The sequence below is a fragment of the Winogradskyella litoriviva genome, from assembly GCF_013249065.1.
Taxonomy (GTDB): Bacteria; Bacteroidota; Bacteroidia; order Flavobacteriales; family Flavobacteriaceae; genus Winogradskyella; species Winogradskyella litoriviva.
On sequence record NZ_JABRWQ010000007.1, the window covers coordinates 52805 to 69414 of the forward strand.

At 30.6% G+C, this 16610-nt stretch carries 17 protein-coding genes; 10 read left to right on the plus strand and 7 right to left on the minus strand.

The features are described 5' to 3' along the window. Window positions 1–5: 5 nt before the first annotated feature. From HNV10_RS15080 to typA, 4 genes are all read right to left on the minus strand, one after another. A complete protein-coding gene (locus HNV10_RS15080) occupies window positions 6–923 on the minus strand; it encodes a DUF1574 family protein (RefSeq protein WP_173302227.1) in 918 nt (305 codons plus the stop codon). Window positions 924–925: 2 nt separating this feature from the next. Then, window positions 926–2371 carry an MBOAT family O-acyltransferase gene (locus HNV10_RS15085; RefSeq protein WP_173302228.1) on the minus strand — a complete coding sequence of 482 codons (1446 nt, stop codon included), beginning with the start codon at window positions 2369–2371 and terminating at the stop codon, window positions 926–928. A 31-nt stretch (window positions 2372–2402) separates the two neighbouring features. Beyond that, window positions 2403–3398 (minus strand): GNAT family N-acetyltransferase, encoded by a 996-nt coding sequence (locus HNV10_RS15090; protein ID WP_194241053.1) that lies wholly within the window; start codon window positions 3396–3398, stop codon window positions 2403–2405. 148 nt (window positions 3399–3546) lie between these two features. Further along, window positions 3547–5346: a translational GTPase TypA gene (gene typA / locus HNV10_RS15095; protein WP_173302229.1), complete on the minus strand. Its 1800-nt coding sequence runs from the start codon at window positions 5344–5346 to the stop codon at window positions 3547–3549. 211 nt (window positions 5347–5557) lie between these two features. Between typA and HNV10_RS15100 the strand changes: the two genes are divergently transcribed. The 5 genes from HNV10_RS15100 to HNV10_RS15120 all read left to right on the plus strand — a co-directional run bounded on the left by HNV10_RS15100 (window position 5558) and on the right by HNV10_RS15120 (window position 9806). Further along, window positions 5558–5917, plus strand: coding sequence for a hypothetical protein (locus HNV10_RS15100; protein ID WP_173302230.1), 360 nt, complete (start codon window positions 5558–5560; stop codon window positions 5915–5917). Window positions 5918–5954: 37 nt separating this feature from the next. Continuing rightward, the gene (locus tag HNV10_RS15105) at window positions 5955–6494 is read left to right on the plus strand and encodes a hypothetical protein (protein ID WP_173302231.1); all 540 of its coding nucleotides are present in this window, start codon (window positions 5955–5957) and stop codon (window positions 6492–6494) included. Between the two features lie 87 nt (window positions 6495–6581). Next, a complete protein-coding gene (gene kdsA, locus HNV10_RS15110; protein WP_173302232.1) occupies window positions 6582–7400 on the plus strand; it encodes a 3-deoxy-8-phosphooctulonate synthase in 819 nt (272 codons plus the stop codon). 44 nt (window positions 7401–7444) lie between these two features. Next, window positions 7445–9169 carry a chondroitinase-B domain-containing protein gene (locus tag HNV10_RS15115; RefSeq protein ID WP_173302233.1) on the plus strand — a complete coding sequence of 575 codons (1725 nt, stop codon included), beginning with the start codon at window positions 7445–7447 and terminating at the stop codon, window positions 9167–9169. A 100-nt stretch (window positions 9170–9269) separates the two neighbouring features. Further along, window positions 9270–9806: a hypothetical protein gene (locus HNV10_RS15120; RefSeq protein ID WP_173302234.1), complete on the plus strand. Its 537-nt coding sequence runs from the start codon at window positions 9270–9272 to the stop codon at window positions 9804–9806. Window positions 9807–10033: 227 nt separating this feature from the next. Here HNV10_RS15120 and HNV10_RS15125 read toward each other — a convergent pair whose 3' ends face one another. Continuing rightward, a complete protein-coding gene (locus HNV10_RS15125) occupies window positions 10034–10402 on the minus strand; it encodes a DUF1801 domain-containing protein (protein WP_173302235.1) in 369 nt (122 codons plus the stop codon). A 188-nt stretch (window positions 10403–10590) separates the two neighbouring features. On the opposite strand from HNV10_RS15125, the gene HNV10_RS15130 reads away from it, so the two are divergent. Continuing rightward, window positions 10591–10914: a hypothetical protein gene (locus tag HNV10_RS15130; protein WP_173302236.1), complete on the plus strand. Its 324-nt coding sequence runs from the start codon at window positions 10591–10593 to the stop codon at window positions 10912–10914. 38 nt (window positions 10915–10952) lie between these two features. Here HNV10_RS15130 and HNV10_RS15135 read toward each other — a convergent pair whose 3' ends face one another. Together HNV10_RS15135 and HNV10_RS15140 are read right to left on the minus strand one after the other, a co-directional pair. Further along, complete coding sequence (locus HNV10_RS15135; protein ID WP_173302237.1) at window positions 10953–11396, minus strand: methyltransferase family protein; 444 nt, start codon at window positions 11394–11396, stop codon at window positions 10953–10955. Window positions 11397–11534: 138 nt separating this feature from the next. After that, window positions 11535–14081, minus strand: a complete 2547-nt coding sequence (locus HNV10_RS15140) for an adenosylcobalamin-dependent ribonucleoside-diphosphate reductase (RefSeq protein ID WP_173302238.1) — start codon at window positions 14079–14081, stop codon at window positions 11535–11537. Window positions 14082–14254: 173 nt separating this feature from the next. On the opposite strand from HNV10_RS15140, the gene HNV10_RS15145 reads away from it, so the two are divergent. The 4 genes from HNV10_RS15145 (at window position 14255) to HNV10_RS15160 (ending at window position 16602) form a co-directional block, all read left to right on the plus strand. Continuing rightward, on the plus strand, window positions 14255–15223 hold the full coding sequence (locus HNV10_RS15145) for a transglutaminase domain-containing protein (protein WP_173302239.1): 969 nt from the start codon (window positions 14255–14257) through the stop codon (window positions 15221–15223). Window positions 15224–15288: 65 nt separating this feature from the next. Continuing rightward, entirely contained in the window at window positions 15289–15897 is a 609-nt protein-coding gene (locus tag HNV10_RS15150; protein ID WP_173302240.1) for a hypothetical protein, read from the plus strand. Window positions 15898–15904: 7 nt separating this feature from the next. Further along, the gene (locus HNV10_RS15155) at window positions 15905–16282 is read left to right on the plus strand and encodes a hypothetical protein (protein ID WP_173302241.1); all 378 of its coding nucleotides are present in this window, start codon (window positions 15905–15907) and stop codon (window positions 16280–16282) included. Between the two features lie 26 nt (window positions 16283–16308). After that, entirely contained in the window at window positions 16309–16602 is a 294-nt protein-coding gene (locus tag HNV10_RS15160) for a winged helix-turn-helix domain-containing protein (protein WP_173302242.1), read from the plus strand. The last annotated feature ends 8 nt before the right edge of the window (window positions 16603–16610 follow it).

A 16610-nucleotide genomic window follows, 5' to 3' on the forward strand; every position in this document is an offset into this window, starting at 1 on the left:
ATTAATCAATTATAAGATTGTATTATAAAATCATCCAAAAACAAACTTAACTTTTTTGCACCATTTGTATTTAAATGGTCAGCATCGTAAAAATCATTTTCATTAAAATTTTCATCTTGTATCAAATTTAAATAACTACAATTACTATAGTTGTTATACATTTTGACACCAGTTGAAATCACCTTTTCTAATTGAGACTTATTTAAATGTGCTCTGTAACTTTTATAGGCAGGCAAGGTAACAATAATCACTTTAACATTTTGCTTACCACAGAGTTTAACTATTTTCTCTAGATATGTAATATTTTCTTCAACTAACTTATCATTCTTGGCAGTATGTTTCTTAGCCACCATAACTCCTAATTCATCTAGTGATTTATTGAGTTTTGTTTTATTAAAAAATGCCCAACCAGAATTTTCTACCGAAATAGGGTTCTCGTTCTTTAAATAATAATCCCTTAATCTCTTAATGTTATTTTTAAGCTTTATACTTAGTACTTCACTATTAAATTTCAGAGTATTAGAGATGTCTAAATCATAGTACAAATTATAATCCTTTTGCCTCCACGCTTCCGAAGTCTCACCAAGTTGTTCATGCAATGTGGTATAAGACAAACGAATTACAATCGTTTTTAGTTTAGGTAATTCATTTATATATTTCTGCAACAATAAATAATCTAAATCTATAGATTGTGAAACATGCGATAAATTGTAGGCTTCGTTAGTAAAATATTCTGGATTAAAACCATACATACTATGAGAACTACCTAGAATCAGTGTCTCAATAGCTTCCTTTTTCAATTCTATTTGTTCGCTTTTCAACTTATAATCGTTAGGTATTTGTCGCAGCGCAAACTCCATAACAACCATTATGATTATCACAGGACAAATAAAAAATACGGTATATGTTATGAATTTTTTCATACCTAAAACTGAAAATAGATAAATTGTTGCTCTTCACCATTGAAATAGAAAATAAGAAACACTAAAACATAATAAAATGCAATGCGATATTGTTTTTTATAGTTCGAAAAAACATGTTCCAAAGCATGGTCTTTGGCTCTACCAATCCATTCAATTATAAAAAAGAATGCAATTAGAACTAACAATATTAAAGCATCAGTAGTATTAGATAAATTTGGAAAACTAAACACTGATAACGAGAATATACCAGACAAAAACTCTATAGCACTGGTCAAAGAATCAGCTCTAAAAAATATCCTAGCAAATACTAAAAACAAAAAGGTATGAAACATTCCAAACAGTTCTTTTGAATTTGGTAACCAACGCTTATTTGCTATCACTGACGTGTATTTTGTGTTTTTACCTTTAATAATATAAGGCACAAAATGTAGTGCATTTATAAAACCATAAACAACAAATTTCCAATGCGCACCATGCCAAAGACCAATTACTAAAAATATAGCAAACGTATTTCGTAATTGCATCCATTTACTACCTCTACTTCCACCAATCGGAATATAAAAATAATCCTTAAACCATGTGGTTAAAGAGATATGCCAACGTCTCCAAAATTCTGCTATGTTTCTAGAGAAATATGGAAAGGCGAAATTCTTCTTTAAATTAAAACCAAATAATCTAGACACACCAATGGCAATATCTGAGTATCCTGAAAAATCACAATAAATCTGAATGGTAAACAAAAAAGCGCCAAATAATAATGTACTGCCAGAATAATTGGCATAATTTTCAAAAATATCATTTACAAAAACCGCACAATTATCTGCTATGACCATTTTTTTAAAAAGTCCCCAAAGCATTTGTTTTAAGCCATCTGTAGCTTTTGCATAATTAAAAACACGTCGTTTTTCTACCTGAGGCAAAAAACTGGAAGCACGTTCTATAGGACCAGCGACCAGCTGAGGAAAGAAACAAATAAAGGAGGCAAATGCAACAAGATTGGTGGTTGGTTTTATCTTATTTCTATAAATATCTATAGAATAACTCATGGTTTGAAACGTGTAGAAACTAATACCTACAGGTAAAATAATATTTAAGTAATTGAGGTCTAAATCTCTACCAAATAGCTGAAAAGCAGCATTAAAATTTTCAATAAAGAAATTATAATATTTAAAAAAACCTAGAATACTTAGATTGAGTAAAATACTCAAAATCAAAAATGACTTTTTAGATTTTAAATTGGTTTGTTTTTCAATTGCTAAACCAATGCTAAAATCTATTAAAGTACTAACTATTATTAGCCCTAAGAAACGCCAATCCCACCATGCGTAAAACACGTAACTGGCAATTATTAATAAGACATTTTGGGATTTTAAAGACTTAAAAACAAACCAATAAAGTATAAATACAATAGGTACAAAAATTGCAAAATCTATAGAATTAAATAGCATTATTATTGTTCAGTATAATAAAAGTTAAAAATCATGCTTTTACAATTTGAAGCGACTTATAAGCTGCTGTTTCAATAAGGTACGTGTTTGCAGTATGGCTGCGAGCACCACAGCTTTCTTTCCAAAAAATAAGACCTTCGTTTATTTTACTGCCATTATCTTCACTTGATATATTAAAATCGAAATAACGTTTATCCTTGCACATTTTATTAATAACATAATCGTACGCTAAGTCTAAACTTCCAAAAGAATTTTTATCTACATTACCAGAAACATATTGCGGATGCACTGTAGTCTCAGTTAAAAACACAGTTGTACCTGCAACCACTTTATTGTCTTTGTAAATATTGACTTGTTTAATATTATCAGGAAAACGAGAAGCTAACAATTCTATTTCTTCTAATGTATGAACAGGTGAAACGTTGTGTTTATTTTTAAGATTTGGAATAAGTACATCATTCCAAAAACCTGAAAAATTAGAATCTACTTTTAATTTTAATCCTGCTCTTGTGGCTTTATTAATACCTTCCCTTCTGTTTTTTTGAAAACGCAATTTATGAGCGTAATCAATAATCATTAACACATCTTTTTTAATTAATTGTGCATTGGCTTTATACAGAAAGTAATCGAGTTCGTCTGATGGCATTTTATTATAAAACGTTGGAATAACCCTTATTTCTATTTCTTGTATACCATTAGACTCATAAAAAGCTAACATGGCTTTAAAAGCTTCAAAAGCATAGAATAATTTTGCACTGTCTTGCAACACAAAACTACCGTATGTTAAACCTTGATGAGAAATTAACTTCTCATTAACCATATTTGCAGGTAGTATAGCATATAATTCTTCGTCTTTAAAAATTAAAACTGAAAAATCTGTAAACCTATCACAGTGATAATCCATAAAATCTCTATGAAACAAAAAAGTACTGTTCTTTGCTTCATTAACAAATGAATTCCAATCGGCTTCATAAGACGCATTGTATCTTACAACCTTAAATTTGTTTTTGATTTTAGAATCTGACATTAATCAAAAATAATCCTAATTTTCTATTATGCCCAAATGAAATCAAATTGATTGAGAATAAAGTTGAATTATGCTTCTGTATAGCACAATAAAAAAGAGAAACACTTTTCAGTATTTCTCTTTAATAAATCTATCAATTAATTTGTAATTATATATTCTTGTTACGCTTACGATCTACTTCTTTTAAATAGATTTTACGCAATCTCAAGAAGTTTGGCGTCACCTCAACATACTCATCTTTCTGAATATATTCTAAAGCTTCTTCTAAAGAAAACTTAATCGCTGGTACAATCTTAGCTTTATCATCTGCACCAGAAGAACGTACGTTACTTAATTTTTTAGTTTTAGTTACGTTGACCGTCATATCATCACCACGAGAATTCTCTCCAATTACCTGACCTTCGTAAATATCTTCACCTGGATCAACAAAAAACTTACCTCTATCTTGTAATTTATCAATAGAATAAGGAATTGCTTGTCCGTTTTCCATAGATACTAAAGATCCATTCTGACGTTCTGGAATACCACCTTTAAGCGGCTTATAATCTACAAAACGGTGTGCCATAATGGCTTCACCTGCTGTTGCAGTTAATAATTGATTACGTAAACCAATAATACCACGAGATGGCACAATAAATTCACAAACCATACGGTCGCCTTTCGCTTCCATACTAATCATTTCACCTTTACGCATTGTCACCATTTCAATGGCTTTACCAGATACATTTTCTGGTAAATCGATTGTCATTTCTTCAAAAGGTTCACATTTTACACCATCAATTTCTTTAATGATAACTTGTGGCTGTCCAATTTGAAGTTCGTAACCTTCGCGACGCATTGTTTCTATTAATACCGATAAGTGTAATACACCACGACCAAAAACCATAAACTTATCTGCGCTATCTGTTTCTTCAACTCTAAGTGCTAAGTTCTTTTCTAACTCCTTAGTTAAACGGTCTTTTATATGGCGAGATGTTACAAACTTTCCGTCTTTACCAAAGAAAGGCGAATCGTTAATTGTAAATAACATACTCATTGTAGGCTCATCTATAGCAATTGTTTTTAATGCTTCTGGGTTTTCAATATCTGCAACTGTATCTCCAATTTCAAAGCCTTCTAAACCTACAATGGCACAAATATCGCCTGTTTGTACTTCGTCTACTTTTAAACGACCTACACCTTCAAACGTGTGCAATTCTTTAATTTTACTCTTTACAATAGAACCATCTCTTTTTACTAATGAGATTTGTTGGTTTACTTTTAAGCTACCTCTTGTTAAACGACCAATAGCAATACGACCTGTAAACGAAGAGAAATCTAAAGATGTAATTAACATCTGCGTTGTACCTTCTTCAAATTTAGGCTCAGGTATATGCTCAATAACCATATCTAATAATGGTTCTATATTTTCCGTTTCATTTTTCCAGTCGTCACTCATCCAGTTATTCTTTGCAGAACCATAAACTGTAGGAAAATCTAACTGCCATTCTTCTGCACCTAGTTCAAACATTAAGTCAAACACTTTTTCGTGTACCTCATCTGGTGTACAGTTTTCCTTATCTACTTTATTAACAACTACACATGGTTTTAATCCTAAATCAATTGCTTTTTGCAATACAAAACGTGTTTGTGGCATTGGCCCTTCAAAAGCATCTACTAAAAGTAAAACACCGTCTGCCATGTTTAATACACGCTCTACTTCACCACCAAAATCCGCGTGACCTGGTGTATCTATAACATTGATTTTAGTGTCTTTGTAGATTACAGAAACGTTTTTTGAGGTAATAGTAATACCACGTTCTCGTTCTAAATCATTGTTATCTAGAATTAACTCTCCTGTTTTCTCATTTTCGCGGAATAACTGACAGTGGTGCATAATTTTATCTACCAATGTTGTCTTTCCGTGATCGACGTGTGCAATAATTGCAATGTTTTTAATCTTAGTCATAACTGATGCTGATTTTTAAGCGTGCAAATGTACGTCTTATTCTGCGTTTTACGTTAATAATATGTTATTATTTCGGTTTCTACTAATTTGAAGTTGTATATTACGTTAATTAATTGATTAACAACGTAAAGCTTATTTTAAAAAACCAATCGCTAATCTGGCTATTAAAAATATTTTTTTCTTAGAATCTGATCCCTTAAAAAATTCACAGATGCAATACATTAGCAAACTCACAAAGTTTATTCCTTACCTCTATTTTATATCGGTAATTGTATATTGGTTTACAATTATTAACAAACTCGAAGGCATATCGGCTTATCCTATATTGTTATTTGCAATTCCATTTTTATGGCAATTAATTAGACCTAGTAAAAAACTCAATTTTAGCTTAGGAATTGTATTTGTTTGCTTATCCTCTTACTTAATTTTAGCTTATTTTTTTAACTTATTAAACATTTTAAACTGGACAGATACGTTCGAAAAACTATTACTCTATGGTGGAATTTTAGTTGTAGGAAATTTTATTATGTCGCTTTGGATGGTGAGAAATAGTATTAAAAAAGTTTTTTAAATACTATATTTACAACTTAACCATAAGTTAATAAGCTTTGATACCAATTCTAAATTTTAAGAACCTAAAAATTTATTTTTATTTCACATTTTTTCTGTTGCTATTTGGTTGCCCTTCAGAAGATGATTGCACAAAAACAATAACCATACCTCAAACTTATTTTGTAGGTAATCAAAGTTATTCTAATGAAATAACACAAGAAGTTCCTTGCGACTATCCCGAACCTACTGAGCCAGAATTAATAGAAGCACCCGTTTTAGAGAATTTTTCTTATGAAATATTAAGTTTTAATTATGAACCAGATACAGGTAATAACACCACATTACTTCAATATGAGATTCAGCTTAATAATCATAATAGTTTTGATGTTACAGGCTTTCCTATAATAACAATATACGACGGAAATTTTGAATACTCCGGAAACCTCTCTGCAGATGCTGATGAACCCTGTAATGAGATTTCAGCGAATTCTAGCTGTATACTTTCAATGAATAAAGAATACGAAATAGAACCTGGGATTCTTCCACTAGACACCTACCAAATTGTTAATGTAGAATACCTTGCAATTAACCAATAATCCACAGCATTAATGTTGTTGCTATTAAGGATTAAAAGTTATAGTTAAATAGTATATTTGCACACTAATTATTGCCTTTAAATTGATATGGATTTAAAACTTATTCCTAAATTAAAACATACAGATTCTAATAACTTCTTTTTACTATGTGGACCATGCGCTATAGAAGGCGAAGACATGGCATTACGCATTGCTGAAAAAGTGATAAAAATTACTGATAAACTAGAAATTCCATACATCTTTAAAGGCAGTTTTAAAAAAGCCAATAGAAGTAGAATTGATAGCTTTACAGGCATAGGTGACGAGAAAGCTCTAAAAATTCTTAAAAAAGTTTCTGAAACTTTTGATGTACCAACGGTTACCGATATTCATGAAGTTTCTGATGCTGCTTTGGCTGCCAAATATGTAGATGTACTTCAAATACCTGCATTTTTAGTACGTCAGACAGATTTAGTAGTTGCAGCTGCCAAAACCGGAAAAGTAGTAAACTTAAAGAAAGGGCAATTTATGAGCCCTGAATCTATGAAACATGCTGTACAAAAAGTAAAAGATGCTGGCAATGAACAAGCATGGATTACAGATCGTGGTACTATGTTTGGTTACCAAGATATGATTGTAGATTTTAGAGGTATCCCAACCATGCGAAAATTTGCGCCAACTGCTTTAGATGTGACGCATTCTTTACAACAGCCTAACCAAACTGCTGGTGTTACAGGTGGACGACCAGATATGATTGAAACTATCGCCAGAGCAGGTGTGGTTAACAATGTAGATGGTTTATTTATTGAAACACATTTTGATCCTGCAAATGCAAAAAGTGATGGTGCTAACATGTTGCATTTAGATAATTTAGAACCATTATTATCAAATCTAGTAGCTATTAGACAACTCGTAACTGGCTTTTAAAAGACACTTTTTTAGATAAAACCAATACCTCTATTTATATAAATATGAAAAAACTGCCTCTTAAATTATACTTAACCGCGTTAATTATATTTTCCTGTTTTATAAGTAAGGCTGAAAACTTTTTAGTTGCATCGCAAACAGAATTTAATTCGGCCCAAAACAGTGCAGTTTCAGGAGATATTATTGAATGGGAGTCTGGTACTTATGCTAACATCACCTTGAATATTACCAAAAACAATTTAACGGTAAGAGCACAAATTGCAGGAGAAGTTATATTTAATGGAAACTCAAAAATGAATATCACTGGAGATAATTTAATAGTAAGTGGGTTTCAATTTATTGGTGGTAATATTGGCACCAGTAATGTAATAACGATTGAAGCAGATAACCTTAATATCAACAATATAAATATAGATAATTATACATGTTATAAATATTTAATTGTTGACGAAAATGCGCTCAATGTTGATATTTCATATTGCAATTTTGAAAATAGAGCCAATTATGCTGACCAGAATATCCTCTCCATTTTGGTAGATGACACAAATCCAGGATATCACAAAGTTCGTCATTGTTCTTTTAAAAATTTCAGTGCTTATGGTGCTGATATTGGTGACGCAGGTGTAGAACCTATTAGAATTGGAGTTAGCACGCAAAGAACATTTATAAGCAGGTCTATTGTTGAATATTGTTATTTTACGCAGTGTAATGGTGATGGTGAGATTGTATCTAATAAAGCTAGGCAAAATGTTTATAGATATAATACTTTTGAAAATAATCCAAATTCAGAATTTGTATTACGTCATGGATCTGAAAATATAGTCTATGGTAACTTTTTTCTTAATGGAATGGGAGGCGTAAGAATACGCGAAGGAAAAGATCATTTTATTTACAACAATTACTTTAGTGGTTTAACCTCTAGAACAATATATTTAAGTGATAGTGATGGTGATTCGGCTGCTGATCGTTTAGACAGAATCACTATTGCTTTCAACACCTTTGTAAATTCAGAAGAGCTAAGATTAGATAGAGCTAATAACAACCTTACAACCAATATTACGCTTGCTAATAATATTTTCGCGCAACCAATAGATGACCATTTTAGAGATGCTACAGGCAATGAATTATGGTTAGGTAATATTGTTTTAGGATCTTTAGGTATTACACAACCAAGCTCAGGTATTACAATCACAAACCCTCAATTAACTATTAATAGCGAAGGCTATTATGGTATTGCTAGCAATAGTCCAGCAATAAATGGTGCACAATCCGGATTTACAGCAATACCTTCTTATACAGGATTAGTTTTTGATAATGATATCAATTTAGATTTAATGCAAGAGACTAGACCAAGCACTATGGCTTTAAAGGATATTGGTAGTTTAGAATATCCGCATACTGCAATTATTAAACCATTTGCAACCGAAGAAAATACAGGACCTTTGTATTTAATGGAAACATTAAGTATTAGCGATTATATAACAAATTCTGAATCAGAAATTTCTATCAGCACCTTTCCTAATCCTAACACTAAGGGACTAAATGTGATTTTAAAAATTGTTAATCCTACACAATTAGAATTATCAATTTTAGATTTAACAGGAAAGAGCATAAACACGCTAGATAGTTTGTCTTTGTTACCAGGAGAAACAGTAATAGAACAGGACATTTCAATGTTACAATCTGGAGTTTATTTAATAAGAGCAATTTCAATAGATTTAAACACTAATCAGAAAAGTGAAGAAACAATTCGGTTTATAAAAAACTAATTATTTCTCTCAGTAAGTAAAAAAACAATATCAGCACTATAATGCTTTAGAATTTAAAACACTTATTTTAAGCCAATAGCAACATAATTATTAAGTTAAAATGAAGAATACACAGCTTTTAATAATTTCCATATTATTATTTTGCAATTTTGGCTTTGCTCAAACTGGAGAAACTAAATCATCAAAAGAATCAACTAAATTAGAATTCATTTTTTCGCCAGGCGTTCTAGTTCAGAAAGAAATTTTTACTGAATTTAATATTATTCTTGGAGAAGTAAGTGATATATTTCCTCCTAAATTTTTTCCTGTAGTAGGCGTTCAAGGTTATAGAATCGGATTAGAAACTAATTTAAAAAGTAACGAAGATTTTATAATTGCTCCAAAATTAGGTTACGAAATATCTATTACTTTTTTCTCTATGAGATTAAGTGCATTAAACTATTTTCAGAATAACAAATCAGAATTTAGAATTTTACCAGAGTTAGGTGCAAGCTTTGGTGGTATGTTTAACCTTACTTATGGTTATGGCATTAGCTTCAACAACACTATAAGTGGAATATCGAATCATCGATTATCCTTTAGCATTAATTTAAATAAAAGATTATCTAAAGCAAATTCTAGACTTCGAAATCATTAATATTTATGAAAAACCAATTTTAAAAAAGACCAGCTACTTTAGAGTATATTACTGAATTTACTTCGATTTATTGAAATACAATTACGCTATAAATTCTGAGCACTTTTCCAAAAAAATTTAAAGTTTATTCCACTGTTGCTATAATATTGAAACTTAGGAAGAAAAATTTACACTTTTTACTTTACACTTCTTACTAATTATTTTTTACTGAAATCTGAGACTACTAACTAACCTTTCTTATAAAACCCTTTTCCTTTTAGTCCTTCCACCTCTTTTAATATTGAAATAAAAACAGCATCATCTATATCCTTTAGCGTTTTATAACGCAAAGATTTTACCACCTTCCGTTTTTCTGTTACCAAATAAGCATCCCATTTTTTAGATAAATGTGCCGAGTGCCAAAAGCCAACATCTACATAATCTTTACTTTGATTAATGTAGCAAATTGGGCGTTTATCTATGTAATAACATGGCAGTTTCCATTTGTATAATAATTCTGCATCTGGCAACGTGTGCTCAATTAACATCTGTAAATGCAAATAAATAGATTTATAAGGTTCTGGTTGTTTAAGAATGTGTACTTCAGCCGGATTCAAGTCTTTTGATATTAATTTATGTTGTTAACGCTTTATTGGATAATCTTAAAATGCGTATTAAAATAATATCTAAAATACTGATTTTGAATTAATAATTGTCATTAAAAATCTTTTTAACTGATCGGCATCATTTAGCACATATCAACTATAAAGTACTTTTATGTATTAGTAATTTAAACATTAATGTTATGCTTAAAATTAAAAATAATACAACTAAAACAATTTATTGGATGTTATTGATTCTATCACTAATTATCGGTTTTGTTTTTTATGGAAGCTTACAAAACGACTTTAGTTTAAGATTTCGTGTTTTATTCTCAGGTATTCCGTTTCTACTATTTGTTACAGGTATTTTTGGATTGTTATGGCCAAAAATTAAACCAGAAGGTGATGAAGTTTACATTGTTCATTCACTATTAATAGGTCTTTTTTTTATTATACTATTTTTTATTCATGTTTGGATTTTACTACCTAGTATCTGTCCAGATTTTGGTAATTGTTTAGGCGTTTAATTAACAGTACAGAATAATAACATGCAAATAATTTGTTTCTAAAAAACAAAAGGAATAATACGTTTTACCTTTTTAGAATATTGAGCATAATCCTTAAAGGCAATCAATAACTCTTTTTCTTCTAATAACATTCTAACATAGGTACAAATTACTATGACAATTACTGCTATTAACGTTTTTATATTTGGGTAAGCAATTAAACAGCCTATAAAAAAATAAATAATTGCTGCATAAATAGGATGTCTCAACCATTTATATGGTCCATTTGTAACCAGTTTCTCTTTTATGGTATTTGATGATGCATTAAAGCTTTTAATCCCAAATGTTATTCTCGACCAAATCATTAATACAACGGATGCACTTTGAATGGCTATTGCCAGAAGATTTTTAGATATAATTAAATTGTTTTTAATTAAATAGAATAGACCTAAAAGTGACAATACAAATGCAATTATTGAAGCATATTTTGTTATGTTTTTCAAGATTATACTTTTTATAAAAAAGACCTCTATGGTTTTATAAAAACCATAGAGGTCTTCGGTTTATTATATAGGTTAACTCATCTTATAAATGAGATTAACTATGCTTAATCTGCAATACTCTGCGTTGGCAGTTTAGTTTTACCCACATTTAGAATAGCCACAGCTTTTACATTTTAAACAACCTTCTTCAAAAATTAAACCTTCAGGATCACCACAATTGGTACACTTTTTATCTATTGCTTCGGTTCCTTCTGGCACAAAACGTTTTAAAGCTCTAGCTACACCATTTTTCCATGTATTAATATGATCATCGTATAGATTTAAATTCTGAATTAAATCTACCACATACGGAATTGGCATGCCATGACGCAACACACCAGAAATCAATTTTGCGTAGTTCCAAAATTCTTTATTAAACGAGCGCGATAAGCCTTCTATAGTAATTTTATAGCCTTCGCTATCTATGTATTGAAAATCATAGCGCGAAGAACCATCTTCATTTCGGCCCTTTATTACCCAACCTTTTTCTACCCATTGAGGTAAATTAAAGGCATCTTTCATTTTACCTGTAAAAATCTCATATGGTCGTCCATCTACCAAACCTATAACAGCAAGCCATTTTTCAGATTCATTATGAAAACGAACCAATTCTGCTTCAATTCTATCAGGACGCTTGGCAATTAAAGTTTCAGTAGACGTTACTGTTTCTTCTTTCGTTTTTTCATTTGTTGAAATTAAAACACCACTTCTTGATCCATCTCTATATACTGTAATTCCTTTTAATCCTTTTTTCCAAGAATCTACATAAATATCACCTACCAAATCTACGGTAACATCAGAAGCCAAGTTAATGGTTGAACTAATAGAATGCGTAGTATATTTTTGAACTAAAGCTTGCATTTCTACACGCTTTTTCCAGTCGATTTCTGGTGCTGTGGCTCCAGCATACGGACTGTCTGCTATTTCAGTTTTACCAGTTGTATTCATCCAAGTTTCATACTTTTTATGATACACGGTAAATTCTTCAAAGCCATCTCCTAAATCATCAATAAAATCAACTTTTGAGTTCTCATCATTAGTATTTACTTTTCTTCGTCTTACGTAAGACAATAAAAACACAGGTTCAATACCAGAAGAGACTTGTGCCAACATACTTAATGATCCTGTAGGAGCTACAGTGCTTATAGAAATATTTCTACGTCCATGCTCCATCATTCTTTTATAAATATCGGGAAACTCCACTGCCAACATTTGAACAAATTCTGAGGTATCTTCTACATTTCTATTAAACACTTGAAACTGACCTCTGGTGATTGCCATGTCTATACTACTATCAAATTCGGCCGTCATTTTGGTTTTCATCACTTCATCAACAACCGTTAAGGCTTCATCTGTATCAAATTTAATTCCCAAAGCTGCAATAGCATCTGCTAAAGCGGTGAAACCTAAACCTGTCCGTCTTCCCTTTTTTCCTGTTTCTGCCAATAAATTCCAGATTTCTTTTTCCGTTCTTTTAATAAAATCTGGTTCTGGATCAGAATTAATTTTATCTAAAATTCTACCTACAGCCTCTAATTCTAAATCTACCAAATCGTCCATAAGGCGCTGTGTTTCATAGACAACTTCGTAGAATTTTTTAAAATTGAATTTTGCTTTTTTAGTAAAAGGTTGTTCAACAAAACTGAATAAATTAACCGCAATTAAACGGCAACTGTCACCTCCTTGCATAGCTATTTCAGAACAAGGGTTGGTAGAACTATTTTTAAATTCAGGATAAACCGAAGATGTAGAATAGTGATGCTGTCTATCCCAAAAAATTAATCCTGGTTCTGCAGTATTATGAGCACACGTAATAATTTTCTCCCAAAGATCTTTAGCATCAATTTCCTTAGTGTATTTTGGGTCTTTACTTTCTATAGGCCATTGTAGAGTAAATTTAGTATCATTAACTACGGCATGCATAAATTCATCTGACAATCGAATAGAAATATTGGCTCCTGTAATTTTAGTTAAATCTTGTTTTATAGTAATAAAGTCTTCAATATCTGGATGTTTTACATCTAGCGTTAACATTAATGCGCCTCGTCTTCCGTTCTGGGCAACTTCTCGGGTTGTATTAGAAAAACGATTCATAAAAGAAACTGCTCCAGTAGTAGAACCTGCAGCATTAGAAACCAACGCGTCTTTAGGCCTTAACTCTGATAAATCTACGCCTACACCACAGCGTCTTTTAAATAATTGTGCCAGTTGCTCGTCCGTGTAACAAACGCCTCCATAAGAATCTAAAACAGATGGTACCACAATACAATTAGACAAAGAAGCGATAACTTGATCATTACCTAAACCAAACATTACACTGCCTTGCGGAATAACATATTTAAAATCTTTAAAAAGTTTGTAAATTTTAGTTTCGTCTAACGATTTTCTTTTTTTTCCGTAAGCTGAAAGGTTATCTAAAACCGTCTGTCTTAATTCATATTTTTGCTCAACACGAGCAAATTGTTTTGCCATGCGTAAATGCATGTCATCTGGTGATTTTTCAAGAAAATTACCTTGCCTATCCTTTAAACAATACTTGTTAATCCATGTGGTTGCAGCGAGTTCATCGTTATTAAAATAATGTAAACACTCTTCTAACACAGCGTTATAAGTATATGATTTTAAGGGCGAAACAGTTTGGCTCATATCGAAAATAGATTTTAAATAATTAATAGTGAACTACAAAATTAATGTTCAAGGTACCCTAAAAGATGACAAATATCATGTTTGTTAATAAGTCAAAACGATTGTTGATTTCTAATTTTAGAGTCTCACTTTTAACATAAATTAATGGTACTATTTTTGATTACTTTAGCTTTATGAAAAACGTCTTACTGCTCCTATTTTTATGTTTTGCGCATTTATGTAATGCTCAAGACTACCATAAGGTAGATTCTATTGTGAAGCTTTATCCTTCAAAATTTAAGTCCATTGAAAGTTTTGCAAAAAAAATTGATAGTGATTTTAAAACTGAAATTGAAAAAACAAGAGCTGCTTATTATTGGATAGCTAATCATATTTCTTATGATTATGAAATGTTTCAAAAAAACGAATCTGCCTATAAAGGCATAAAATATGATAACCAAAGTGAATACGAAGAAAAACAACTAAAACAAGAGATTAAATATGCCGAACAATGCCTTAAAAAGAAAAAAGCAGTATGTGAAGGGTATTCACAATTATTAAAATTTACATTAAACGAATTAGGTATTACCTGCGAAGTTATAAGTGGCTCATCAAAGCAATCTTATAGAGAAATAGGAAGAATTAGAAACTCATCTAACCATGCTTGGAATGCCGTAAAGATTGAAAACCAATGGCAACTCATTGATGCTACTTGGTCTACTGGCAACCTTTTAAATTCTCCCAATACATTTAATTTTAATGACACTTATTTTTTCACAAATCCCGAAGTTTTTATATTAAGTCATTTTCCTGAAAAGGAAAAATGGCAATTAATAGACAAGCCAATGGATAGATCTACTTTTTTTCACTTGCCAATAATCTATCATACATTTATAGATAGTGAAATAAAGCTAAGTAAAAAAACAAATGGTTTATTAAAAGTGAAAGAAAAGGGTACTATTCAGCTGAAATTCAATGATATTAATGAAGATAAATTTTATTCATATGCCTTTAAAGGACAAAAAACTACAAGGTTCTTATTTGAGAAAATCGGAAATGAATTTATAGTAAATATACCTTACTTAAATAAGCGACCAACCTCACTGATTCTCTACTATGAAGGCAAATCAATACTTAAATACAAAATTGTCCTAGAAAAATAAATTCTTAATTTATTGTAAATAATTAAAATATTTTATTTTACTTTGTATCTCAAAGTACTTTAATTATGAGTGACAAAGATTATCTAAAAGACATTAGTGAGATTAAAAATTTGATGAATAAATCGTCAAGATTTATTTCGTTAAGTGGTTTATCTGGCGTTCTCGCTGGTATATATGCTTTAGTTGGTGCAGCTGCAACATATTGGTTAGTTACAACTTATAGTTATGGTACATTAAAATTAGATGGTTGGGTATTTGAAACCGTTATACTTATATTATTCTTGGTTGCTTTTTTTAGTGCAGCTACTGGCATATTTTTAACCACAAGAAAAGCCAAGAAGAATGGCGATAAAATGTGGGACAACTCCTCTAAACGACTTCTAGTAAATTTCTTAATTCCTTTAGTGGTTGGCGGTATTTATTGCATGATAATTTTAAATCAAGGAAGATACGGACAAACTGGTGGCTTAATGCTAATATTTTATGGTTTGGCTTTAGTAAGCGCTTCAAAATATAGTATTGGAGACATTCAATATTTAGGTTATATTCAAATTATACTAGGTTTAATAGCAAGTTTATATCCTGGTTATGGATTTTGGCTTTGGGTTGTAGGTTTTGGATTTATGCACATTATTTATGGCACTTGGATGCATTTTAAATACGACACAAAATAAAAAGTAAATGATGAAACCATTTCAAAAATTAGCTTTTTACGTAGTTACAGTAACGCTTTGTTTTTCTTGTCATTTTAACAAAGGCAAATTTGTTATTACCAATAAAAGCGATTTTAATATAGATTCTCTAACTATTAATCCAGATTCAAGAAAACAGATTATTAAATTAGATAAAGGAGAACATATTGAGCATAGTATTGTAATGAATGAAGCAAAAACAGATGGCAGTTATTTCATTACATTTAAAAACTCTGATAATAACACCATTGTTTCTAAATCATTTGGATATTACACTAACGGTTATCAAATTGAGGATGAAATAAACATAACGGTTTTAAATGATACTATTTTAATTGAAAGTACATTTAATAAACCTTACAAATAAGATTCCTGATTTTTACAGGAAACAACATGAGCATAATAACAAACATAAATAAACTCTTTGACCACAGAATTCGACTAGGCATTATGTCTGTACTTATGGTTAATGAGCATGCCGATTTTAAAATGCTAAAGGAATTGTTAGGCGCCACAGATGGCAACTTGGCAAGCCATACAAAAGCTTTAGAAAAAGCAGACTATATTTTGGTTGAAAAACAATTTATTGGAAGAAAACCAAACACCAGATATAGTGCTACTAAACTGGGCAAATTAGAATTTAAAAAACATATTGAAGCGCTTGAAAAATTAATTAAAAAGACTTAATAAGTCAC